Origin of the sequence: Cupriavidus pauculus (assembly GCF_008801835.1) — a bacterium.
Classification (GTDB): Bacteria; Pseudomonadota; Gammaproteobacteria; order Burkholderiales; family Burkholderiaceae; genus Cupriavidus; species Cupriavidus pauculus.
The window spans coordinates 1-22,264 of sequence record NZ_VZOW01000003.1; the positions used below are offsets into that span (position 1 = coordinate 1).

Annotated in this window: 18 protein-coding genes; 11 read left to right on the forward strand and 7 right to left on the reverse strand. The window is 64.0% G+C overall.

The genetic code is table 11. The features are described 5' to 3' along the window. Nucleotides 1–385: 385 nt before the first annotated feature. Nucleotides 386–1,324 (forward strand): DUF3047 domain-containing protein, encoded by a 939-nt coding sequence (locus F7R19_RS04485; RefSeq protein ID WP_061960010.1) that lies wholly within the window; start codon nucleotides 386–388, stop codon nucleotides 1,322–1,324. 41 nt (nucleotides 1,325–1,365) lie between these two features. Here the strand turns inward: F7R19_RS04485 and F7R19_RS04490 are convergent, their stop codons facing one another. Together F7R19_RS04490 and F7R19_RS04495 are read right to left on the reverse strand one after the other, a co-directional pair. Continuing rightward, nucleotides 1,366–2,397, reverse strand: coding sequence for a DUF2891 domain-containing protein (locus F7R19_RS04490; protein ID WP_150979499.1), 1,032 nt, complete (start codon nucleotides 2,395–2,397; stop codon nucleotides 1,366–1,368). A 41-nt stretch (nucleotides 2,398–2,438) separates the two neighbouring features. Continuing rightward, nucleotides 2,439–3,632, reverse strand: a complete 1,194-nt coding sequence (locus tag F7R19_RS04495) for a M20 aminoacylase family protein (RefSeq protein WP_150979500.1) — start codon at nucleotides 3,630–3,632, stop codon at nucleotides 2,439–2,441. 468 nt (nucleotides 3,633–4,100) lie between these two features. Between F7R19_RS04495 and F7R19_RS04500 the strand changes: the two genes are divergently transcribed. The 5 genes from F7R19_RS04500 (at nucleotide 4,101) to F7R19_RS04520 (ending at nucleotide 9,894) form a co-directional block, all read left to right on the forward strand. Further along, on the forward strand, nucleotides 4,101–5,699 hold the full coding sequence (locus tag F7R19_RS04500) for an ABC transporter substrate-binding protein (protein WP_061960007.1): 1,599 nt from the start codon (nucleotides 4,101–4,103) through the stop codon (nucleotides 5,697–5,699). Between the two features lie 197 nt (nucleotides 5,700–5,896). Continuing rightward, nucleotides 5,897–6,874, forward strand: a complete 978-nt coding sequence (locus tag F7R19_RS04505; protein ID WP_061960006.1) for an ABC transporter permease — start codon at nucleotides 5,897–5,899, stop codon at nucleotides 6,872–6,874. A 3-nt stretch (nucleotides 6,875–6,877) separates the two neighbouring features. Next, on the forward strand, nucleotides 6,878–7,807 hold the full coding sequence (locus F7R19_RS04510) for an ABC transporter permease (protein WP_061960005.1): 930 nt from the start codon (nucleotides 6,878–6,880) through the stop codon (nucleotides 7,805–7,807). 24 nt (nucleotides 7,808–7,831) lie between these two features. Further along, nucleotides 7,832–8,830 (forward strand): ABC transporter ATP-binding protein, encoded by a 999-nt coding sequence (locus F7R19_RS04515; RefSeq protein WP_150979501.1) that lies wholly within the window; start codon nucleotides 7,832–7,834, stop codon nucleotides 8,828–8,830. After that, the gene (locus tag F7R19_RS04520) at nucleotides 8,827–9,894 is read left to right on the forward strand and encodes an ABC transporter ATP-binding protein (RefSeq protein ID WP_150979502.1); all 1,068 of its coding nucleotides are present in this window, start codon (nucleotides 8,827–8,829) and stop codon (nucleotides 9,892–9,894) included. The genes F7R19_RS04515 and F7R19_RS04520 overlap by 4 nt, the downstream gene beginning before the upstream one ends. Nucleotides 9,895–9,955: 61 nt before the next feature. On the opposite strand, the gene F7R19_RS04525 is transcribed toward F7R19_RS04520, so the two are convergent. Next, nucleotides 9,956–11,152, reverse strand: a complete 1,197-nt coding sequence (locus tag F7R19_RS04525) for an ABC transporter substrate-binding protein (protein ID WP_150979503.1) — start codon at nucleotides 11,150–11,152, stop codon at nucleotides 9,956–9,958. A 310-nt stretch (nucleotides 11,153–11,462) separates the two neighbouring features. Here F7R19_RS04525 and F7R19_RS04530 point away from each other — a divergent pair, with 310 nt between their 5' ends. From F7R19_RS04530 to F7R19_RS04545, 4 genes are all read left to right on the forward strand, one after another. Beyond that, entirely contained in the window at nucleotides 11,463–13,568 is a 2,106-nt protein-coding gene (locus F7R19_RS04530) for a molybdopterin-containing oxidoreductase family protein (RefSeq protein ID WP_150979504.1), read from the forward strand. After that, entirely contained in the window at nucleotides 13,565–14,704 is a 1,140-nt protein-coding gene (locus F7R19_RS04535; RefSeq protein WP_150979505.1) for an aminopeptidase, read from the forward strand. The genes F7R19_RS04530 and F7R19_RS04535 overlap by 4 nt, the downstream gene beginning before the upstream one ends. A 61-nt stretch (nucleotides 14,705–14,765) precedes the next feature. After that, entirely contained in the window at nucleotides 14,766–15,431 is a 666-nt protein-coding gene (locus F7R19_RS04540; RefSeq protein WP_200899109.1) for a TetR/AcrR family transcriptional regulator, read from the forward strand. A gap of 237 nt (nucleotides 15,432–15,668) precedes the next feature. Further along, a complete protein-coding gene (locus tag F7R19_RS04545; protein WP_061955244.1) occupies nucleotides 15,669–17,351 on the forward strand; it encodes a long-chain fatty acid--CoA ligase in 1,683 nt (560 codons plus the stop codon). 81 nt (nucleotides 17,352–17,432) lie between these two features. On the opposite strand, the gene F7R19_RS04550 is transcribed toward F7R19_RS04545, so the two are convergent. The 4 genes from F7R19_RS04550 to F7R19_RS04565 form a co-directional block, all read right to left on the reverse strand. Beyond that, nucleotides 17,433–17,897, reverse strand: a complete 465-nt coding sequence (locus tag F7R19_RS04550; RefSeq protein WP_223505848.1) for a hypothetical protein — start codon at nucleotides 17,895–17,897, stop codon at nucleotides 17,433–17,435. 35 nt (nucleotides 17,898–17,932) lie between these two features. Continuing rightward, complete coding sequence (locus tag F7R19_RS04555; protein WP_061955247.1) at nucleotides 17,933–18,439, reverse strand: MarR family winged helix-turn-helix transcriptional regulator; 507 nt, start codon at nucleotides 18,437–18,439, stop codon at nucleotides 17,933–17,935. A gap of 74 nt (nucleotides 18,440–18,513) precedes the next feature. Continuing rightward, nucleotides 18,514–19,515 (reverse strand): Bug family tripartite tricarboxylate transporter substrate binding protein, encoded by a 1,002-nt coding sequence (locus tag F7R19_RS04560; RefSeq protein ID WP_061955250.1) that lies wholly within the window; start codon nucleotides 19,513–19,515, stop codon nucleotides 18,514–18,516. A gap of 162 nt (nucleotides 19,516–19,677) precedes the next feature. Continuing rightward, nucleotides 19,678–20,862, reverse strand: coding sequence for a porin (locus F7R19_RS04565; RefSeq protein WP_061955252.1), 1,185 nt, complete (start codon nucleotides 20,860–20,862; stop codon nucleotides 19,678–19,680). 343 nt (nucleotides 20,863–21,205) lie between these two features. Here F7R19_RS04565 and coq7 point away from each other — a divergent pair, with 343 nt between their 5' ends. After that, complete coding sequence (coq7, locus tag F7R19_RS04570; protein WP_150979506.1) at nucleotides 21,206–21,829, forward strand: 2-polyprenyl-3-methyl-6-methoxy-1,4-benzoquinone monooxygenase; 624 nt, start codon at nucleotides 21,206–21,208, stop codon at nucleotides 21,827–21,829. Nucleotides 21,830–22,264: the final 435 nt, after the last annotated feature.

A 22,264-nucleotide genomic window follows, 5' to 3' on the forward strand; every position in this document is an offset into this window, starting at 1 on the left:
AACAGGACCGTGAAACGACTTTGCGCCGATGATAGTGCGGACTACCCGTGTGAAAGTAGGTCATCGCCAGGCTCTTATCCCCAAAACCCCCAAGCCCTAAAAGCTTGGGGGTTTTGCTTTTGAGCGAGCGGTTTACAGCGCCGCCATACATCGGCGGGTTGCTGCCTCTACCCGGCCCTCTCCTGAAATCTCGGTTGTTCTCTGTTGTATTCAGGGTAGCCGAGCATTCCCGGCCAAATACGCATCTGATAATGTCCGCACTCAAGCGTGTCACTGAGGTGAGCGCGATGCATTCTGCAACAGCAAAGCTACGGCGCCGAAAGGCCTGACGCGCAGGATGTTGGGATTCGACGAACGGGTTGAGAAACAGGGTTCAGGGGGTTAAATGGCCACGAAGTTTCGGCCAGTAGTGGCATATGCATTGAGCGCGCTCGCGCTCGCCGGTTGCGCGAGTTCGCCGATGACAGCGACGGATCCATCGCAGATGGTTGCGGTCTCCGATGGGAATTGCGCGACGTTCGCGGCAAAAGCCGCTAAAACGCTTCAGACGTCCAACTTCACGCCGGACCCGCTGGAATTGGCCAATCGCCTGCAGCCATCGGATTCGGATAACGATGTCGGCTCAGACAGCGCCGATGGCGCCGACACCGAGCCGAAAGTCCCACTGCTGCCGCTGCTCACCCAGCTGCCGCAATTTTCCACATCGCCCGAAGTCGCCCCGATCCCGATCGGCTGGCAACCGTGGACCATCAATCGCAACAAGACGCCGACACGCTATTCGCTGACGGAAGTCGATCAACGCAAGGTGTTGCACGCGCAGGCGGACGGTTCTGCTTCCGGGCTCTATGTTCCATTGATTCAGCGGGATCCAGGCTCGCTGAGCTGGATGTGGAAGACGCGCGACGTCATCCGCGTAGCCGACAATGCGGTGAGCCATCGCGAGGATTCGCCGTTACGTATCTTTGTCGCATTCGACGGGGATCGCAGTTCTTTATCGCTACGCGATCAACTGATGTACGAAATGGCGCGAATCACCACCGGGCGCGAGATGCCCTACGCAACGCTGATGTACATCTGGGGCGGCAAGCGCCCGGTTGGCACCATCCTTAACAATCCTCATACCGATCGTGTCCGCATGATCGTGGTCGACTCGGGCACACGCCATACCAATGAATGGCGATGCCATGAGCGTGACCTGCGCGCCGACTACCGCAAGGCATTTGGCGCGGAACCGGGCAAGATCCTTGCGGTGGGATTGATGACGGATACCGACAATACTAAAAGCCGCGCCGAGGCTTGGTACGGCGACATCTTCCTAGATTGAGAGAATTTAGCGGGATTTGACGGGAATTGGAGCGGCCCGCGTCATCCACAACCCGCTCGCTCATCCTCGAGCGCCAGCAGCGCAAACGTCGCCAGCCAATGCGTGGCGACGTAATGACCATCGACGGCCTGCGGCAACGATGCTTCCAGATGATCGGACCATGCCCGTACCGCAAGCGCCTGCAGCTTGGGCGGTAACGATGGCGCAAGCAGCCTCCAGCACCAGGCGCGCGACAGGTTCAGGCCGTCGAGATGTGACATTTTCGGATCGGTCCGATCGGCAACTTCCACTGGCGTGAGCCAGGTTCCCATCTCGGCCTGGGCAGGCGCAAACAGCTCCCACCACTCGGCAAACGCCTCCTCGCTGGAGATCAGACGCATCAGCACCGCCTCCATCAGGCCGCCCGACAGGAATTCATCGCCGCCTGGTTCGTACCGCGCCGGGTAGCGTTGATCGTGTCCAAACCAGCGATGCGCGCGGCGTACGATTGCCTTGCGGAAGGCGGGATGATGCCCGATCTTCGCGTAAGACAACGCCATCACCAATGCAAAAGCGCTGTTGAAGTGCGTCCCGGTGCGAATAGGAAAGGTTGCCGTTTCGATGTAGTCGTGCAGCCGCTGCGCGAGATGATGGGCCAGCGGCGCGCAGGCGTCGGCCCAAGCCGCGGCCTCGCCATCGCGTTCGGCCAGCGAAGACATTTCGGCCTGAAGGCGAAGCATCCAGGCCCAGCCATAAGGCCGCTCGAAGGTGCGCGACGACGCGCGCTCGAAGTAGGCAAGCTCCACTGCAATGGCGTCGGCCCGCAGCCGCGCGGTCAGCGTTTCCCGAATCCGCTTGGCGATAGACAGATGCGGGCGTAGCGCCAGCAGTCTGACCAGCAGCCAATGCATATGGACCGACGAGTGCCAATCGTAGCTGCCGTAAAAGACCGGATGCGCAACGGTGGGCGTGGACAGGTCCTCCTCGCTCACCATCAGATGGTCGACCTTGTACGGATACGGCCGCACGATATTCTCGAGCGCGACTTCCGCGAATCGGGTCGCGGTAGCATCGTCCAGTTGCGTGTGAGTCATCGTGCGGCGTGGATTTCAGCGGAACAGATCGCGTCGCCGCATCACGCAGGCGCCAGCCATTTCTCCACCAGCTTTACGAAGAACGTCGAGCCCACCGGCAGCAGTTCGTCGTTGAAATCGTAGCTGGGATTGTGAAGCATGCACGGTCCCATGCCGTGACCGGCCTCGCGGTGCGACCCCTCGCCGTTACCGATAAACAGATAGCAGCCGGGCTTTTCCTGCAGCATGAAGGAGAAATCTTCCGCGCCCATCGTCGGCTCGACATTCCCGTCGACATTCGATGCGCCAACCACCTCCGCGGCCACATCGATTGCAAACTGCGCCTCGGCGCTGTTGTTGATCGTCGGCGGATAGTTGCGATGAAATTCGAAATCGATGGTGCAATCGAATGCCTGGGCCACGGCGCGCGCCACTTCTTCCATGCGACGCTCGATCAGATCCAGCACAGGCACGGTGAAGGTGCGCACCGTGCCGCCGAGCCACGCTTCATTCGGCACGATATTTGTCGCATCGCCCGCGTGGAACTGCGTGACGGAAATGACAGCAGTGTCGATCGGGCGCTTGTTGCGCGTGATGATGCCTTGCAATGCCGACACGATCTGCGCGCCGGTAAAGACAGGATCGCAACCGTTGTGCGGCATGGCCGCGTGCGCGCCCTTGCCCCGCACCACGATCTTGAATTCGTTGCTCGACGCCATCAGCGGGCCGGCCGTTGTGCCGAAGGCTCCCACCGGCATGCCGGGCCAGTTGTGCATGCCGAAGACGGCGTCGCACGGAAAGCGCTCGAACAATCCGTCCTTGATCATCTCGCGCGCACCGCCGCCGCCTTCCTCGGCGGGCTGGAAAATCAGGTTCACGGTGCCGTCGAAGTTGCGGTGCTCGGCCAGATAGCGCGCGGCGCCGAGCAGCATGGCGGTATGTCCGTCATGACCGCAAGCATGCATCTTGCCGTCGTGCTGCGAACGATGGCCGAAGGTGTTGGCTTCCTGCAGCGGCAGCGCGTCCATATCGGCGCGCAGGCCGATGCTGCGCGATCCCTTGCCGTTGCGGATCACGCCGACGAGTCCCGTTGTGCCAAGCCCGCGATGGACTTCGATGCCCCACGATTCGAGGCTTTTCGCCACAAGATCGGCGGTGCGCTGTTCCTGGAAGCAGAGTTCGGGATGGGCGTGGATATCGCGGCGAAGGGTTCGGATTTCGGCTTGCGCCTGCAGGATTTCGGGGATGAGCTTCATGATGCCAGTCCGGGCAATTGGGGCATTGGAATATCGGGATCATACGACGGCTATCCATCGCGCGCCAAAACCCAGGCGTTGTCGATGGCGCGCGGCCAGGTCGGACGTGCACGGCCGCGCGCCGCCCCAGGCCGTTCGATGTCGCCACAATTCGCCGCAAGCCGCTCCAGCGCAGTCACCCTCCGCTACCCAGCCGCCACGCGCGACGCCCTTCCGCAGCTTGCCCTCGGGGGGCAATGTGTGTCGCGGCGCAGCATTGCGCGCCCTATTCTGCGCGGGTGGGTTTCCCCGCATGGCGGCCGACTGGCAGTGCTGGAACAGTTCATGCTTGAAGTGCCCGGCCTGCCGCGCGCTACGCTGCCTTGCGGAACGCCGCACCAAAATGCGGCCGAATCCGTTATGGCACCGGCGATAAACGCGGTTGATCCTAAACGTCATTTCAAGCATTCCCACAGGGAGAATCGCGCGATGTCCCTTCGTCACTTCAAGAAGGTTGTCGGCAAGACGGTGGGCGCCGTCCTGCTGACCGGTGTCCTCGGCCTAGGTCTGGCTGTGCCGGCGCATGCGGCGGATCTGAAGATCGCCATGAGTTCGCCGCCGACCTCGATGGATCCGCACTTCTACAACCTGTTCTCGAACATCAATGTGTCCGAGCACGTGTTCGATACGCTGATCAAGCTCGATCCGGACAGCCGTGTGATTCCTGGTCTGGCCGAATCGTGGAAGCTGGTGAACAACCTCACCTGGGAATTCAAGATCCGCAAGGGCGTGAAGTGGCATGACGGCACCGAACTGACCACCGAGGACATCGCGTGGTCGCTCGATCGTCCCGCCACGATCGTCAATAGTCCCGGCAAGTTCGATGTGTATACGAAGGCGATCATCAACAAGAAGATCATCGACAAGTACACGATCCAGCTGACCACCAATCAGCCGTATCCGCTGATGCTGAACGACCTGACATCGGTCTTCATGGTGCAGAAGAAAGCCACGCAAGGACTGTCTTCGGACGATTTCGCGCAGGGCAAGGGCATGATCGGCACGGGTCCCTTCAAGTTCGTCAGCTATGCGCGTGACGACCGGGTCGAGCTGGTCAGGAATCCCGACTACTGGGGGCCCAAGCCTGCGTGGGAGAAGGTGACGCTGCGCTTCATCCCGAATCCGGCCACGCGCCTGGCCGCGTTGCTGTCCGGCGATGTGCAGGCCATCGAGAACGTCCCGACGCCGGATCTGCCGAAAGTGCGCAACGATCCCAAGCTGTCGTTCTTCTCGAAGATTTCCCATCGCGTGATCTATCTGTACTTCGACACCAAGCGCGACAAGTCGCCGTTTGTCACGACGAAGGACGGCCAGCCGATGGACAAGAATCCGCTGAAGGATGCACGCGTGCGCATCGCCATCAGCACCGCCATCAATCGTCAGGGCATCAAGGATCGCCTGATGGAAGGCTTGTCCGAGCCGACCAACAACCTCGTCCCGCCGACGATGTTTGGCCACAATCCCGCGCTCAAGACGCTCAAGTACGACCCGGAAGCGGCCAAGAAAATGCTGGCCGATGCGGGCTATCCGAACGGTTTCGGCCTGACGCTGCATACGCCGAACAACCGCTACGTCAACGACGAGAAGATTGCCCAGGCGATCGCGCAGAACCTCACCCGTATCGGTATCAATACGAAGGTGGAGGGTATGCCGATGGCCACGTATTCGTCGAAGGCAATCCGCCACGAATGGTCGTTCGGGCTGGTCGGATGGGGCGCGCAGACCGGTGAAGTCAGTTCGCCGCTGCGTGCGTTGCTGGCGTGCGAGGACTCGAAGAAGGGCTTTGGCACCACCAACTGGGGCGAGTACTGCAATCCGAAGATGGACGCGGTGCTGGAAAAGGCGCTGGCCACGGTCGATGACAACGAGCGCTCCAAACTGCTGCAGGAGGCCACCGCCATCGCCATCCTGGACGGCGGCATCATCCCGGTCCATCATCAGGTCACTACGTGGGCCACGCAGAAGGGCATCACCTATGTGCCGCGCACGGACGAGCGTACCTACGCGCACAACTTCAAGCCGCAGTAAGCCAGCGGCAGTCAGCCGGCCCCGGGACGGGCTGGCCTTCAGGCAATGCGGCGCCGGGCGCGTCATGCGCCGGCTCCGGTATGATCGCGGCCCCGGCCCGGACGGCGGGTCGGGGCGAATCTTCCGCGACGTGCGCGTGGGATCGCGAACACGCCGACCGCCTTCGCGGCGGTCAGCGAAAGGATAGCGTCTGAAAAATGCTGGTCTTCATCATTCGGCGTCTGATGCAGAGCGTGGTTGTGCTGTTGGTCATGTCGCTGCTCGTGTTCCTCGGCGTCTTTGCCATCGGCAACCCGGTCGACATCCTGATCAGCCCGCAGGCGGATCAGGAAGACATCAAGCGCACCATCGCGGCGCTCGGCCTGGACAAGCCGCTCTGGGAGCAGTACTGGATATTCCTGCAAAACGCCCTGCACGGTAACCTCGGCACGTCGTTCGCGCATGGCACGCCGGCGCTCAAGCTGATCTTCGAGCGCATGCCGGCGACGATGGAACTGGCCGTCTGCGCCATCTTGCTGGCCATCGTGCTGGGCATTCCGCTCGGGCTTTGGGCCGGCCTGCGGCCGAATGGCGTGGCGGGCAAGACCATCATGACCGTGTCGATCCTGGGGTTCTCGCTGCCCACGTTCTGGGTGGGACTGATGCTGATCATGGTGTTTGCCGTGCAGCTTGGCTGGCTGCCGTCAAACGGACGAGGCGAGACCGTCAGCGTGCTGGGCGTGCCGCTGAGTTTTCTTACGGTCGACGGCATTCGCCACCTGATCCTGCCGGCCGTCACGTTGTCGCTGCTGAATATCGCGATGGTGATTCGCCTGACGCGCGCGGGCGCGCAGGAGGCCATGCTGCAGGACTACGTGAAGTTTGCCCGCGCCAAGGGCCTGTCCAACGCGCGCATCGTGGGCGTGCACGTACTCAAGAACATCCTGATTCCGATCGTCACCGTTATCGCGCTGCAGTTCGGTTCGATCATCGCGTTTGCCATCGTCACGGAGTCGATCTTCGCGTGGCCTGGCATGGGCAAACTGATCATCGACTCGATCCAGTTGCTGGACCGGCCCGTGATCGTCGCCTACCTGATGGTGATCGTGACGCTGTTCATCCTGATCAACCTCGTGGTGGACATCATTTACAGCATGCTCGATCCGCGCGTGCGCATCGCCGACAACAAGGGCTGAGCCATGAGCACTTCCACCGCATCGCAGGAAGCCGCCGCGCCGGCCAAGACAGTCAAGGAACAGACGCCATTCCGGCGCTTCGTCCGGCAGTTCTTCGAAAGCAGGCTCGCCGTGCTTGGGCTGGTCGTGCTGGTGGCGATCCTGCTGATTGCCATCTTTGCGCCGCTGATTTCGCCGCAGAATCCGTACGATCTGTCGACCATCAGCACGCTGGAGAACTTCCGCACACCGGGCGAGGTGGGCGACGATGGCGTGCGCTATCTGCTCGGCACCGACGAGCAGGGCCGCGACATGCTGTCGGCCGTCATGTATGGCCTGCGCATCAGCATCGGCGTGGGCGTGTTCAGTACCGTGGTGGCGCTGATTCTGGGCGCCACGCTCGGCCTGCTGGCCGGCTTCGTCGGCGGTCGCGTCGAAGCGTTCATCATGCGCGTGGCCGATCTGCAGCTGTCGTTTCCGCCCATCCTGCTGGCGTTGATTCTGCTGGCATTCCTGCGCCCCGGCATCGGCAATATCGTCATTGCCCTCGTCGCCGTGCAGTGGGCCTACTACGCGCGCACCACGCGCAGCGCCGCGCTGGTGGAACGCCGCAAGGAATACATCGAGGCGGCCACCTGTCTTGGTCTGCCGCCGCAGCGCATCATGTTTCGCCATCTGCTGCCCAATTGCCTGCCGCCGCTGATCGTGATCGCCGCGCTGCAGGTGGCCTCGGCGATCACGCTCGAGGCGACGCTGTCGTTCCTCGGCCTGGGCGTGCCGGTGACGGAGCCGTCGCTGGGCATGCTGATCGCCAACGGCCAGCAGTACATGCTGTCCGGCCGGTACTGGATCAGCTTCTTTCCCGGGATCGCGCTGGTGGTCACCATCGTCGCGATGAATCTCGTGGCCGATCAGTTGCGCGATGTGCTGAACCCGCGCTTGCAGACCCAGTAATCGCGGGCACGGAACGGAGCCAATATGACGCAGCCAACCCTGGTCGTCGAACATCTGAAGACGCAGTTCTTTACACGCGCTGGCGTGGCCAAGGCCGTGGACGACGTGTCGTTCACGGTGGGTCGCGGCGAGATCCTCGGTTTGGTCGGCGAATCGGGATCGGGCAAGTCGATGACCGGCTATTCGATCATGGGATTGATCGACGCACCGGGCAAGGTCGTGGATGGCCGTATCGCGCTGACCAGCCGCGACGGCGTGACGCGCGACCTGCGTGCGCTGACGCCTGCGCAACAGCGCGACGTGCGGGGCAATCGCGTGGCGATGATCTTCCAGGATCCGATGATGACGTTGAATCCGGTCCTGCGCATCGATACGCAAATGATGGAAGCAGTGCGCGCGCACGATAACGTCAGCAAGGCCGTCGCGCGCGAGCGCTCGCGCAATGCGCTGGCGCGCGTCGGGATTCCATCGCCGGACGAGCGGCTGCTGGCGTATCCGCATCAGTTTTCCGGCGGCATGCGGCAGCGCGTGGCGATCGCCATCGCCTTGCTCAACAAGCCCGACCTGATCATCGCCGACGAACCGACCACCGCGCTCGACGTGACCATCCAGGGCCAGATTCTTTACGAGATGCAAACGCTATGCCGTGAATCGGGGACGTCGCTGATCTGGATCACGCACGACCTGTCGGTGGTGGCGGGCCTGGCCGACAAGGTTTGTGTGATGTATGCCGGCAAGATCGTGGAGTCGGGCGATGTGCGCCAGGTGCTCGAACATCCGCAGCATCCCTACACGCACGGACTGATTGGTTCGGCGCCGTCGCGCAATCCGCGCGGCACGCCGCTGCGGCAGATTCCGGGCATGACGCCGTCGCTGCTGAACCTGCCCGGCGGCTGTTCGTTCCGTAATCGGTGTCCCTATGCGACGGACGTCTGCAAGACCGACCCGCCCCTGGAAATCTCCGCGGACGGTCGCCAGTTGCGCTGTTTCCATCCAGTGCATGTCCAGCAGGAGGCAGCATGAACGCCACGGTGATTGATACCGCCGCCGAACGCGCCGCGACCGCGCCGGCCGGGCAGACGGCCATGCCGCCCGCGCCCTTGCTCGAAATGCGCGGCGTCTCGAAGCGCTTCGTCAAGTCGCTCGACGTTGCCGCGAAGATCGCCAACGTGTTTGGCGCGAAGCAGCGCACCGAGGTGGTCCACGCGGTCGACAAGGTCGACCTGGCGATCCGTGCGGGCGAAGTGGTCGGACTGGTCGGGGAATCGGGCTGCGGCAAATCCACGCTGGGACGCATGGTGGTCGGCCTGCACACGCTGACCGAGGGCGAGCGCTTCTGGCGCGGCACCGATCTGGACCGGCTGCCGCCGGAGAAAAGACGCGAACGGCAACTGGCGATCCAGATGATTTTCCAGGACCCCTATGCGTCGCTGAATCCTCGGCTACGCGTGCTCGATATCGTCGGCGAGGCGCCGGTGGTCCACGGCATGGTCGAGAAGCGTGCGCAACAGGCGTATGTCGAGGACATGCTCGTGCGCGTCGGGATGGACCCGACCGTCCTGCGCCGTTTTCCTCACCAGTTTTCGGGCGGGCAGCGCGCGCGCATCGGCATCGCGCGGGCGCTGGCCGTCAAGCCGGAATTTCTGGTCTGCGACGAATCGGTCGCGGCGCTCGATGTATCGATCCAGGCGCAGGTGCTGAACCTGTTCATGCGGCTGCGCGAAGAGCTGGACCTGACCTACCTGTTCATCAGCCACGATCTCGGCGTGGTCAAGCACATCAGCGACCGCGTGGTGATCATGTACCTTGGACGCGTGGTGGAATCGGCGCCGACCGAGCAGGTATTCTCCGCGCCGAACCATCCTTATACGCAGGCGCTGCTGGCCGAAGCGCCCAAGCTGGAGGTGGGCAAGAAGACGTACGTCGCGATCAAGGGCGAAATCCCGTCGCCGCTCAATCCGCCGCCGGGCTGCCATTTCCACCCGCGCTGTCCGCATGCGATGCCGCGCTGCAAGATCGAACAGCCGCAGTTGCGGGAAATCGCGCCGCTGCGGTTTTCCGCGTGTCACCTGAACGACATGAGCTGAACCCGGCGCGCCCGCTCATTCCCTTTGCCGGGAACGAACGGGCGGGCTGGCTGCATATCACTCAGCGGATCACGACGCCGCGCGAGTTGATGATGGTCATCTCGACAAACTTCGAGCCGACGTGGTTGTCCGGACCGAACTGGACGATAAAGCCGCCGAGATCGACGTTGCGCATGCTTTCCATCGCGCTGACAAAGCGTTCGCGCGTGAGGTCCTTGCCGGTGCGGCGCAGTCCTTCGACAAACGCCTTGGCGGCGATGAAGCCCTCGATGCTGGCGTAGTCGAAGTCGTTCTGCTTGCCGGCAGCCTGCAGCAGCCGCAGATATTCGCGCACCACCGGCAGCGTGGCATTGCCCGGATGCGGCATCACCTGCGAAATGATCACGCCGCTGCCTTGCGGGCCCACTTCCTTGGCCAGCGCCTGCGTGCCGACAAACGACACGTTGTAGAACTGTCCGCTGTAGCCGCGGCGCAGCGCTTCCTTCACGAAGGCGCCAACGGTGCGGTAGGCGCTGATCATGACGATCGCATCGGGTTTGGCCTTCATGGCACCCTGCATCGCGTCGCCGATTTCAACCGTGTTGCGGATCACGTTTTCCTGTGCCACGAGCTGCACGCCGCTGTCCGCAGGCAGCGACTTGATCGCATGCTCGATCCCCGCGATGCCGGCGCGGCCATAGGCGTCGTCGTTGTAGACCACGGCGACGCGCTTCAGGCCGGTCGTGCGGATCTGGCGCACGATAGCGGCCGTTTCCTCGTCGTAGCCGGCGCGCACATGGAACACGTAGCGGCTCTGCGGCTGGCGGAGCGATTGGGCGCCGGTGAACGGGGCGAAGAACGGCACGCGCGCCTGGTTGATCATCGGCAACACCGCCTGGCTGGTGGGCGTGCCGACATAACCGAACAGCGCAAAAACGCGTTCTTCCTCGATCAGCTTTTTGGTGTTCTTGATCGCCTCGTCGGGCTCGTACATGTCGTCGAGCGCCTTGAGTTCGATCTTGCGGCCAAACACGCCGCCCTGGCCGTTGATGAAATCGAAGTAGAGGCGCGCGCCTGCGTTCATCTGCTCGCCCAGCACGGCCGTGGGGCCGGTCAGCGCAGCCGATTGGCCCAGTACGATGGTGTCGGCGGTAACGCCCGCTTCGCCTGCCGTCGTGTTGGCGGCCAGCGCGACGCCCGGCACGCCCGTCGCGGCCAGCGCGGCCGCCATCATCGCGCCGACCACTTGCCGGCGCTTGACCCCAGTTGTGAAACCCATGTGAATCCCCGTCAAAAATCCGTAAAACGTTTCTTGTTGCTTCTGTGCTGCTTTCGGACCGTGCGTCCCGATCCGGTCTGGCGCCGGTGCGGGGACCCCGGCCCGCAAGCCGGGCAGTGCGGCCGGGGCCGGACTGCGCCGGCACATCATAATCGAATACAATCGGACTCAAACACTTTCTCCCGGTCCGGCATGTTCGGCCGAGGCCGCTGCGCCACAGTCGGTTCAATGACCAGCGCGCGGGGCCATCCGCCCGCCTCCATGCCCGTACCGGGCGCCCCCCACAGCCCCATTGCCTGCCGATACCACCATGGCCACCCGCATTGTCCGTGCCGCCTGTCCCCACGATTGTCCCGATACCTGTGCGCTGCTCGTCACCGTCGAGGATGGCCGCGCCGTCAAGGTGGCGGGCGACCCGGAGCATCCCGGCACCCAGGGCGTGCTGTGCACCAAGGTGTCGCGCTATACCGAACGCACGTATCACCCGGATCGCCTGCTCACGCCGTTGCGCCGCGTCGGCAAGAAGGGCGAAGGCAAGTTCGAGCCGATCTCCTGGGACCAAGCGCTCGACGAGATCGCGCAGCGCCTGTCGGCCATCGCCGCGCGCAGCCCCGAGGCGATCGTGCCGTACAGCTACGCCGGCACGATGGGACTGGTGCAGGGCGAAAGCATGGCGGCGCGCTTTTTCCACAAGCTCGGCGCGTCGTTGCTCGATCGCACGATCTGCGCCAGCGCCGGCGCCACGGCGCTGCGCTACACCTACGGCGCAAGCGTCGGCATGGACATCGAGCATGTGGCCGATGCGAAGCTGATCCTCATCTGGGGCGGCAACCCGATTGCGTCGAACCTGCACTTCTGGACGCGCGCGCAGGAAGCCAAGCGCCGCGGCGCTACGCTGGTGGCGATCGATCCGTACCGTTCCCTGACGGCCGAAAAGTGCCACCGGCATATCGCGCCGATGCCCGGCACCGATGGCGCGCTGGCGTTGGCGATGATCCATATCCTGATCCGCGACGATCTGCTCGACCACGACTACATCGCGCAGCACACGATCGGATTCGACGCGCTGCGCGAGCGCGCGATGGAATTCCCGCCGGCGCGCGCGGCGCAGATCTGCGGCGTGGCCGTCGAGGATATCGAATGGCTCGCCGGTCTCTACGGACAGTTGGCGATCAAGGAACGCGAGCCCGTCGCCATTCGTCTCAACTACGGCGTGCAGCGCGTGCGCGGCGGCGGTCAGGCGGTACGCGCGGTGGCGTCGCTGCCGTCGCTGGTGGGCGCGTGGCGCCATGCTGCCGGCGGTCTGCAATTGTCGACGTCGGGTTTCTTTCCGGTCGATACCGCCGCGCTGCAACGCCCAGACCTGCTGCCGAGCTGGCCGAAGCTGCCGCGCACCGTCAACATGAGCACCATCGGCGACGCGCTGCTCGACGACGGCACTGGTGGCAACGGTCCCAAGATCGAGGCCGTGGTGGTCTACAACAGCAACCCGGTGGCCGTGGCGCCGGAATCGGTCAAGGTGGCGCAAGGGTTTGCGCGCGAGGACCTGTTTACGGTGGTGCTCGAACACTTCCGCACCGATACCGCGGACTATGCCGATATCGTGCTGCCCGCCACTACCCAGCTCGAACACATCGACGTGCACAAGGCCTACGGCCACACCTATTTCCTGGCCAACAACCAGTCGGTGGCGCCACTTGGCCAGGCGTTGCCGAACACCGAGATCTTTCGCCGCCTGGCTGCGCGCATGGGCTTCACCGATCCGTGCTTTGCCGATAGCGACGAAACCATCGCCGACCAGGCCATTCTTCGCAATGACAGCCGTGCCGAGGGCATCAGTTGGGATTCGCTGAAGGCGCGCGGCTGGCAGAAACTGAATATCGGCGCGGCGCCGTTTGCCCAGGGCGGCTTCCCGACGCCGTCGGGCAAGTGCGAGTTTTATTCGGCAGCGATGGCGCGCGATGGCCTTGATCCCGTGCCCGCCTATTTGCCGCCCTACGAAGCGCCGGCATCCGCGCCGGAACTGGCGGCACGCTACCCGCTGGCGATGATTTCCCCGCCCGCGCGCAACTTCCTGAACAGCTCGTTCGTCAATGTCGACAGCCTGCGCGCCACCGAAGGCGAACCGCATCTGGACATCCATCCGGCCGACGCCGCCGCGCGCGGCATCGTGCACGGCGATATGGTGCGCGCGTTCAATGATCGCGGCAGCATGCAGGCGCGCGCCCGCGTGACCGATCGCGCCCGCCAGGGGCTGGTTGTCGGTCTGTCGATCTGGTGGAAGAAGCTCGCGCCCGACGGCAAGAACGCCAACGAGCTGACCAGCCAGCGCCTGACCGACCTCGGCCGCGCGCCGGTGTTCTATGACTGCCTCGTGGAAGTGGAGGCGGTCCGGTCCGAGACGCTGGCGTCATGATCCGCAGGCCGCGCCGCCGACGCATGGCAGGCATCGTGGCGATGCTTGCCGCGGTTTTGCTGGCGGCCGGCTGCGATACGGTCGGCTACTACTACCAGTCGATCGGCGGACACCTTGGCGTGATGTCGCGCGCGCAGTCGCTTGACGACGCCATCGCGACGGCCAACGGCGCGCACGACGTCAAGCTGGCCAGCCGGCTGGAACTGGCGCGCCGCATCCGCGACTACGCCTCACGCGAACTGAAGCTGCCCGACAATGGCAGCTATCGGCGCTATGCCAATCTGCATCGGCCCTATGTGGTGTGGAGCGTGTTTGCCACGCCGGAGCTGTCGATGGAACTGCGCAAATGGTGCTTTCCGATCGTCGGCTGCATCACATACCGCGGCTACTACGACCAGAACGACGCGCAGCATTACGCCCAAAACCTGCGGCATGACGGTTTGGAAGCTTATGTCGCAGGCATTCCCGCCTATTCGACGCTCGGCTACTTTGACGATCCGCTGCTGAACACGTTCGTCTACCAGCCCGAGGGCGAGCTGGCGCGTCTGATCTTCCACGAGCTAGCGCATCAGGTGGTCTACGTGCGCAACGACACCGCGTTCAACGAGTCGTTTGCCACCGCCGTGGAAACGGCCGGCGTGCAGCGCTGGCTGGCACAGGACGGTTCGCCCGATGCACGGGCCAGCTACGCGATCTACGATGCCCGGCGTCGCCAGTTCCGCGCGATGCTGCTGAGCACGCGCGACAAGCTGGTGACGCTGTACAAGTCGCCGCTCGACGACGCGGCCAAGCGCGAGGGCAAGGCGCGCATCTTCGACGGCCTGCGTCACGACTATGCGGCGCTGAAGACGGAGTGGGGCGGCTACACCGGATACGATCGCTGGTTCGACCAGCCGCTGACCAACGCCCATCTGGCTGCCGTGGCCACGTATCAGCAATGGGTGCCCGCGTTCACGGCGCTGCTGGCGCAGTCGGGCGGCGACTGGGAAAAGTTTTATACGGCCGTACGCCGCATTGGCGACCTGCCGCCGGCCGAGCGCGACGCCGCGCTGCGCAGGCTGGCGCCGCCCGCCACCGAAGTGACGCCGCTGACTGCGCGCGGCGCCGACGCCGCGTCCGCCGCACCCCATCCCTGAACGCCCGGACGCGGGACTTTCCCCGATGGTGGCGCGCGCGCTGCGTGCGAGAATGGCGCCCATGTCGCACGCTCCCCGAAAAACAGGTCACCCGCCACGCGCCACCGAAGCCGCCACGCTGAGCGAAGACGGCCCGGCTCGCTCGCACGTTGCCGAGCGCCAGGAAGCGCGTCGGCGCCAGATCCTCGACACCGCCGCCCAGCTTTTCTACACCAAGGGCTATCCGGGCATGACGATGAACGACCTGTGCCGCGCGCTGGGCGTCACCAAGCCGGCGGTCTATTACTACTTTGCCGACAAGTACGAGATTTTCGACATCCTGTGCCGGGAGTCGGCGCAGACCTGCCTGCCGGTGATCCGCGAGACCGCCGATCCTTCGCTGCCGATTCGCGAGCGCCTGCACACATGCCTGCTCGAAATGGCGCGCCGCTGCGTGCGCTGCCATGTGGCCGCCGCGTTGAGCTTCCGCGACAACCAGTACCTGCAGCCCGAGACCGTGACCTGGCTCAATAGCATGGCGCGCGAGTTCTATCGCGATCTGTACGGGATGCTCGAAGAAGGCCGCGCCGCCGGCGTGTTTGCATTTGGCGATGCGCGCGTGACGGCGCATACGATCGGCGGGGTGGTCGGCTTCATGTACACGTGGCACGAGCCGGGACGTATGGATCCGGAGGCGCTGGCCCAGGAGCTCGCGCACAACATGATGAAGCTGGTGCTGCCGATCTGAGCCGCACGGAACGGCGGGCGCAGACGTTGCCCATGCGGCTGCGCGCCGCTCGCGGCCGACCCGACCTGGCGCGGAACGGTCAGGGTATTCCCTTGAAGCGCGCCGCGCGTGGCGCATAATCCACTGTTTCCGCCGAGAAATTCGTGGAGGACTTCGTCTAACAGGTTGTGCTCGGGCGGCACGCGCGTTTAGCATTCCCAAAAAATCGAACGATCATTCAGAAATTCAGGAGACGGTATGGAAAAGCTGTGGCTGAAACACTATCCGGCAGGCGTTCCCGCGGAAATCGACGCCAGCCAGTTCCGGTCGCTGGCCCAGTTGCTTGAGGAATCGTTCCATACCTACGCCGATCGCCGCGCGTTCATCTGCATGGACAAGGCCATCACCTATGGCGAACTGGACCAGCTTTCGCGCCAGTTTGCCGCGTGGCTGCAGTCGCGCGGGCTGCGGCCCGGCGCGCGCGTCGCGCTGATGATGCCCAATGTGCTGCAGTACCCCGTGGCCCTGGCTGCCGTGCTGCGCGCCGGCTATGTGGTGGTCAACGTCAATCCGCTGTACACGCCGCGCGAACTGGAACACCAGCTCAAGGACAGCGGCGCCGAGGCCATCGTCATTCTTGAGAATTTTGCCGCGACGTTACAGGCGGTGCTGCCCGCCACGCCGGTCAAGCATATCGTGGTGGCCAGCATGGGCGACATGCTGGGCGGCCTGAAGGGCGCCATCGTCAATTTCGTCGTGCGCAACGTCAAGAAGATGGTGCCGGCGTGGGAACTGCCCAACTGCGTGCGCTTCAACGACGTGCTGGCTGAAGGCCGGCGCATGGAACTGAAGCCGGTCACCACCGGCCCCGACGACATCGCGTTCCTGCAATACACGGGCGGTACCACGGGCGTGTCCAAGGGCGCGACGCTGCTGCACCGGAACATCGTCTCCAACGTTCTGCAGTCCGAAGCATGGATGCAGCCGGCGCTGGCCAAGGGCGCGCATATCGATCAGGTGATCACGATCACGGCGCTGCCGCTGTATCACATCTTCGCGCTCACGGTCTGCTGCCTGCTGGGCATGCGCAGCGGCGGCCTGAGCATCCTGATTCCCAATCCGCGCGATATTCCGGGCTTCATCAAGGAACTGCAGAAGTACAAGTTCAACATGTTCCCGGCGGTCAACACGCTGTACAACGCGCTGCTCAACCATCCCGATTTCAGCAAGGTCGATTGCTCGGGTTTGCGCGTGGCCAATGGCGGCGGCATGGCCGTGCAGGAAGCCGTGGCCAAGAACTGGCTGGCCAAGACCGGCTGCCCGATCATCGAGGGCTATGGCCTTTCCGAAACCTCGCCGTCGGCCACCTGCAACCCGACCGATACCGACGCGTTCTCGGGCACCATCGGCCTGCCGCTGCCTTCGACCGAAGTGTCGATCCGCGATGACGACGGCAAGGAACTGCCGCTCGGCCAGCCTGGCGAAATCTGCCTGCGGGGTCCGCAGGTCATGGCCGGCTACTGGAATCGCCCCGACGAGACGGCCAAGGTCATGACGCCCGACGGCTTCTTCAAGACCGGCGATATCGGCGTGATGGACGAGCGCGGCTACACCAAGATCGTCGACCGCAAGAAGGACATGATTCTGGTGTCGGGCTTCAACGTGTATCCGAACGAGGTGGAAGGCGTGGTGGCCGAATGCCCGGGCGTGCTGGAAGTGGCCGCGGTGGGCGTGCCCGACCAGCACTCGGGCGAGGTGGTGAAGCTGTTCGTGGTCAAGAAGGATCCAGCGCTGTCGGAAGCCGATGTGATCGCGTTCTGCAAGGACCGCCTGACCGGCTACAAGCGGCCGAAGTACGTCGAGTTCCGTACCGAATTGCCGAAGACCAATGTCGGCAAGATCCTGCGCCGCGAATTGCGCGACAGCCGCAAGGCGGCCTGACGGGACTTCAGCGTCTGGCGTCGCGCGCGCCCTCCGGCCCGTCGCGCAGGAGGGCGTACGCTAACCGCGTCGCCGATCGATTCAGCATTCGTTGGACGGCGCCATTTGCGGCTGCGTCGAGCCATCGGCATAAATCAGCCGCACGCACGTGCCCGCTTCCAGGCCTGGCGCCGCCGGGCCATTGACCTGTGCCACCGTGCCATCGAGTGTCTTGACCGTGTATTGGTACAGGTCTATCTGCGGCGCCGGTTGCTGACGGTTCAGCAGCCGCGTCAGGTCCACCGAAAATCCCATTCCCACACCGCCGCCTCCGCCTCCGCCGCCGGCCACTCCGCCAACGCCAACCCCATAGCCGCCATAGCTGCTGGCCTGCGGCACATCCACGCGCGACAGAAACGTTTTCCCGGTGACGCGGCCAAGCTTGATGGTGGCGTTGACCGGCGTGACCTGCGGGCCGGCCGGTGCGCTGCTGCATGCCGCCAGGGCGGTCAAGGCAACTGCGGTCACGGTGGCCAGGGCGGCCGCGCGGACTGCGCCGGCTGGCATGGGCCGCGGGCTAAATAGACGAAATGGACGATAGATCATGGCGTGGTCAGGCTGGTCTTCAGGCGGCCAAGCACGCGAAACAGCGTGCGTCGATCCGTTTCGGCAAGCCCTGCGAACAATTGTTCCACCCAGCTTTCATGCGCGCGCGCCATGCGCGAAAACGCCTCCCGCCCGGCCGGCGTCAACCGGATCAGAAAGGCGCGACGGTCGGTGGGCAGGGCTTCGCGCGTGACCAGGCCTTCCTGCTGCAACTGGTCGGTGATGCCCGTGACATTGCCGCCCGTTACCATCATGCGGCGCGACAGCTCGCCCATCTTGAGGCCTTCCGGGTGACGGTCGAGTTGCGACATCAGGTCGAAGCGCGGCAACGTGACGGCGAACTCCTGCCGCAGGCGCGAGCGGATGTCGCCTTCGATCAGCGTGGTGCAGGTCAGCAGGCGCAGCCAGAGTCGCAACGCCTCGTGGTCCGACTCGCCGGCGCTCGTTTCGAGATCGACCGGCGGGACATCGGCAGCACTGCCGGCGGCGGAAGGATTGGGCATCGTAATGGAGCAGGTTCGAACATTTGATGCCTCAAGTATATGCGCTGGCGGCGGCACCACCTTGTGGTTTGACGCTAGTCCACCTTGGCGCCCGAGTCCTTCACGACCTTGGCCCATTTGATGTGCTCCGCGCGAATGAACGCGGCGAACTGCTCGGGCGTGTTGCCGACCGGGTCCGCACCCTGGGCCATCAAGCGCTCGCGCACGGCGGGCGAGTTCAGGCTCTTGGAAACTTCCTGCTGGAGCCGGTTGATGATCTCTGGCGGCGTTCCCGCTGGCGCCAGCAGGCCAAACCACGAGCTGGCTTCGAAGGTGGGCAGGTTTGCCGCGGCGGCGACGGTCGGAATGCCCGGCAGCGCCGGCGACGGCTTGGCGCTCGTCACGGCCAGCGCCTTGAGCTTGCCGGACTTGATCAGTTGCATCGACGACGGCAGATTGTCGAACATCACCTGCATCGTGCCGCCGGTCAGATCGGTCAGCGCCGGACCGCTGCCGCGATACGGGAAGTGGACCATGAAGGTTTTGGTCTGCGTCTTGAACAGTTCGCCCGCCAGGTGGATCGACGTGCCGTTGCCGCTCGACGCCATGTTCAGCTTGCCCGGATTGGCACGGGCGTAGGCGATCAGGTCGTTGACGCTATTGATCTTGTTCTGCGCCGCGAAGGCGGGATTGACCACCAGCACGTTCGGCACCGACGCCACGGCGGTGATCGGCGCGAAATCCTTGATCGGGTCGAACGGCAGCTTGCCGTACAGCGACTGGTTGATGCCATGCGTACCAACCGTGCCCATCAACAGCGTGTAGCCGTCCGGCGCGGCCTTGGCCACGATGTCGGAGCCGATATTGCCGCCCGCGCCCGGCTTGTTGTCGACCACCACGTTCCATCCCGGCAGCTTCGATAGCTCGGCCGACACCGCGCGCGCCATGATGTCGGTGGTGCCGCCCGCGGGAAACGGCACGACCAGCCGGATCGGCCTGGCGGGATACGCGTCGCTGGCGTGGGCCGCCTGGATGGCCAGCGGGCTCAGCGCGAGCGACAGGAGCAGTGCGACGGTGCGTCGGCGGGGGTGATGCATGACAGGGTCTCCGAGGGATGGCGGCCGGTATTTCGGTCTGAGGGCATTCTAGTCGGGCGCGACATACTTCTTGGATGGGGTGAAGCCCTTAAGACATGGCTCACGCGCATGAAAAAAGGCGCCCGAAGGCGCCTTCAAAATCAGGACAAGTCGTGCCGCGGATCAGAACTTGTGGCGGATACCGACGGCCACGCCGATCTGGCTGTCCTTGCCTTGCTGCAGCGGGTAGCCGTTTGCAAAGCTCACTGCCGACGTGTCGAAGTTCAGGCCCGAGTTCTTCACGTAGCCAGCCGTCAGGTAGACGTCCGTGCGCTTCGAGAAGTTGTAGTCGGCCACGAAGCTGATCTGCCACGGGTTCTTGGGATTGTCGGCGGCAAACGCCGACGACGCACGCATCGTCTTCACGTCGTCGTAGAAGTACGCCAGCGTCAGGCCCAGCGGCGCCGTCACCTGATAGTTCAGGCCCAACCAGAAGTAGTTGTCGCGCAGCAGTTCGGCGCCCGCGTTGTCCGTGGTGCGGCCGTAGCGGTAGCCAGCCATCAGCTTGGCCGGGCCATACGTGTAGCTGCCGGCTGCGCCGATTTTGCGCGAACGGCCCGGTTGGCCGATCGTGATTGCCGGACGCCATTCGTCGTAGGCCACCGTCAGGCCCAGCGGACCGCTCAGGTAAAGCAGGCCCGCGCCGCCGCCGGCGTTGTTGTTGAAGTTGCCCGGCGTTTCACCGGCGCCCGAATTGGCGAGCGGCACCGGACCGATGGCTGCCACGCCCGTGCCGAAGCTCCAGTGCGCCTCGGCCGTGACCGGACCAACCACGGCCGTGTACTTGACGGTGTTGTCGGAGCGGAAGTTGGTGCCCAGCTGCGCCACCACCGGCTCATAAATCGTCGCGTAGCCGGTCGGCGAGAAGTTCGCGAACATGTCGAACATGGTCGTGTACTGGCGGCCGAACGTCACGCGGCCGTACGTATCGCTCTGCAAGCCGACGAATGCCTGACGACCGAACAGACGGCCGCCTTGCTGCGACCTGCCATCGTCAAGGCCGAAACCGCTTTCCAGCACGAACAGCGCCTTCAGGCCGCCGCCCAGGTCTTCGGTGCCACGCAGACCCCAGCGCGAACCGGACAAGCCGCCGCCGGTCTGCAGTCCGACGCGGCTGCCGCCGCCAGCCAGCGAGGGCGGGCGGCCGTTCGGGCCCCATGTGGCGGGATTGGTGTTGAAGCCGGGTGCCAGATTGTTGTTGTATTCGATCGGCAGGTCGACGACGCCGTACAGCGTCACGCTCGTCTGCGCATTTGCAGCAGTGGCAAATGCGCTCATCGCGGCAAGCGCGAGTAGCGATTTTTTCATGCTGGGTGATCTCCACTTAAGAATTATTAGTAGTTGAAGCTATGCGGAAGGACCTCCTGTCAGCCCTCTACATCCTTCCGTGCTTGACTTCCTTGGAAGCTGCCGATCACTCTAGCAAAAGCGAACTTCTTTTGACCCTCAGGTAAACGTCTTGTCTTGTTTTCACAACTCAGGGTTTTTGAGTACCCGGCCGTAGCGCCAGCGCGCTTTCGCCGCGGGCGTGGCCGACCTGCACAAAGCGGCGCAGGTACAATGCGGGAAATCCCGAGGCACGCTAGAGGCGGACCCCTACTCCAGAGTGGGGCATGCGCGCCGGGCGTTTGCCGCTTATTGACTGACACGCATGGATACGTTGATTCGAGAATTCGATGTCGCATTGCGCGCGATCGCCGGTGCCACGCGCGCCGGCCGAGCCAATCCCGCCGATCGGCTTGCCCCGGACACAGAAGGGATGAGCGCCGATGAGCGTCGCCACGTGGCCGGACTGATGCGCGTCAACCATGTCGGCGAGGTCTGCGCGCAGGCCCTGTACCAGGCGCAGAAGCTGACCGCGCGCAGCGCGCAGGTGCGCGCGCAAATGGATACCGCCGCGCAGGAAGAAGAAGACCATCTGGCCTGGTGCGCGGAGCGCCTGCGCGAACTGGGCTCGCGGCCGAGTCTGCTGAATCCGGTGTGGTACGCCGGCGCCTTTGCCATCGGCGTGCTGGCCGGCCGTGCGGGCGACCGCGTGAGCCTTGGCTTTGTGGCCGAGACCGAGCGCCAGGTCGAACATCATCTGAACGGACACCTCGATCGCCTGCCCGAAGCCGATGGACGGTCGCGCGCCATTCTGGAGCAGATGCGCGATGACGAAGTCCGCCACGGCGATGCCGCTCGCGCGGCCGGCGGGGTGCCGCTGCCCGGACCGGTGCGGGCGCTGATGCGCGTAGCGTCCAAAGTCATGACCTCCACCGCCTACCGCATCTGATATTGCGCGCTGCCATTTTCGGCATCGCGCCTCGCAGGTAAAAGCGGGCGTTGCCATTTCATGTCCCACGCGATTATCGGAAGACCGCGCCGCTTTATCGCGGCGGTCCGCCGAAATCGCCGCCAGCCCCCGTCCCGCCGAGGCTCAAAGCAAAACGTTGTATCCTTCACCACGGCGCGGAACTGATTGCAGACCGCGCTGTCGGCAGTATTCCCTCGCTGGTTCTCAGGTGGTTTCTCTGCTTTCTTCCCCAAGTTCTTCATTTCATTAGGGATTCACGTTTACGGTGCGTGAAGTTGGCGCGCTAAGTCTTTGTTCTGATTAAAAAAATCCCTTTTCTTGCCCCATGGCGAGCCTTGACCGGCCAAAACGCTTCCTCTAAAGTGGGAAATAGTGTGAGGAAGTGTATTTTTGTGTGATTAACACGACTGTGTC

Coding starts and splice junctions, on each gene's coding strand:
- F7R19_RS04555 (WP_061955247.1), bottom strand. CDS start 18,439: ATGCCCAATCCTTCCGCCGCCGGCAGTGCTGCCGATGTCCCGCCGGTC.
- F7R19_RS04510 (WP_061960005.1), top strand. CDS start 6,878: ATGAGCACTTCCACCGCATCGCAGGAAGCCGCCGCGCCGGCCAAGACA.
- F7R19_RS04535 (WP_150979505.1), top strand. CDS start 13,565: ATGATCCGCAGGCCGCGCCGCCGACGCATGGCAGGCATCGTGGCGATG.
- F7R19_RS04560 (WP_061955250.1), bottom strand. CDS start 19,515: ATGCATCACCCCCGCCGACGCACCGTCGCACTGCTCCTGTCGCTCGCG.
- F7R19_RS04490 (WP_150979499.1), bottom strand. CDS start 2,397: ATGACTCACACGCAACTGGACGATGCTACCGCGACCCGATTCGCGGAA.
- F7R19_RS04500 (WP_061960007.1), top strand. CDS start 4,101: ATGTCCCTTCGTCACTTCAAGAAGGTTGTCGGCAAGACGGTGGGCGCC.
- F7R19_RS04565 (WP_061955252.1), bottom strand. CDS start 20,862: ATGAAAAAATCGCTACTCGCGCTTGCCGCGATGAGCGCATTTGCCACT.
- F7R19_RS04525 (WP_150979503.1), bottom strand. CDS start 11,152: ATGGGTTTCACAACTGGGGTCAAGCGCCGGCAAGTGGTCGGCGCGATG.
- coq7 (WP_150979506.1), top strand. CDS start 21,206: ATGGATACGTTGATTCGAGAATTCGATGTCGCATTGCGCGCGATCGCC.
- F7R19_RS04530 (WP_150979504.1), top strand. CDS start 11,463: ATGGCCACCCGCATTGTCCGTGCCGCCTGTCCCCACGATTGTCCCGAT.
- F7R19_RS04550 (WP_223505848.1), bottom strand. CDS start 17,897: ATGCCAGCCGGCGCAGTCCGCGCGGCCGCCCTGGCCACCGTGACCGCA.
- F7R19_RS04545 (WP_061955244.1), top strand. CDS start 15,669: ATGGAAAAGCTGTGGCTGAAACACTATCCGGCAGGCGTTCCCGCGGAA.
- F7R19_RS04520 (WP_150979502.1), top strand. CDS start 8,827: ATGAACGCCACGGTGATTGATACCGCCGCCGAACGCGCCGCGACCGCG.
- F7R19_RS04485 (WP_061960010.1), top strand. CDS start 386: ATGGCCACGAAGTTTCGGCCAGTAGTGGCATATGCATTGAGCGCGCTC.
- F7R19_RS04505 (WP_061960006.1), top strand. CDS start 5,897: ATGCTGGTCTTCATCATTCGGCGTCTGATGCAGAGCGTGGTTGTGCTG.
- F7R19_RS04495 (WP_150979500.1), bottom strand. CDS start 3,632: ATGAAGCTCATCCCCGAAATCCTGCAGGCGCAAGCCGAAATCCGAACC.
- F7R19_RS04540 (WP_200899109.1), top strand. CDS start 14,766: ATGTCGCACGCTCCCCGAAAAACAGGTCACCCGCCACGCGCCACCGAA.
- F7R19_RS04515 (WP_150979501.1), top strand. CDS start 7,832: ATGACGCAGCCAACCCTGGTCGTCGAACATCTGAAGACGCAGTTCTTT.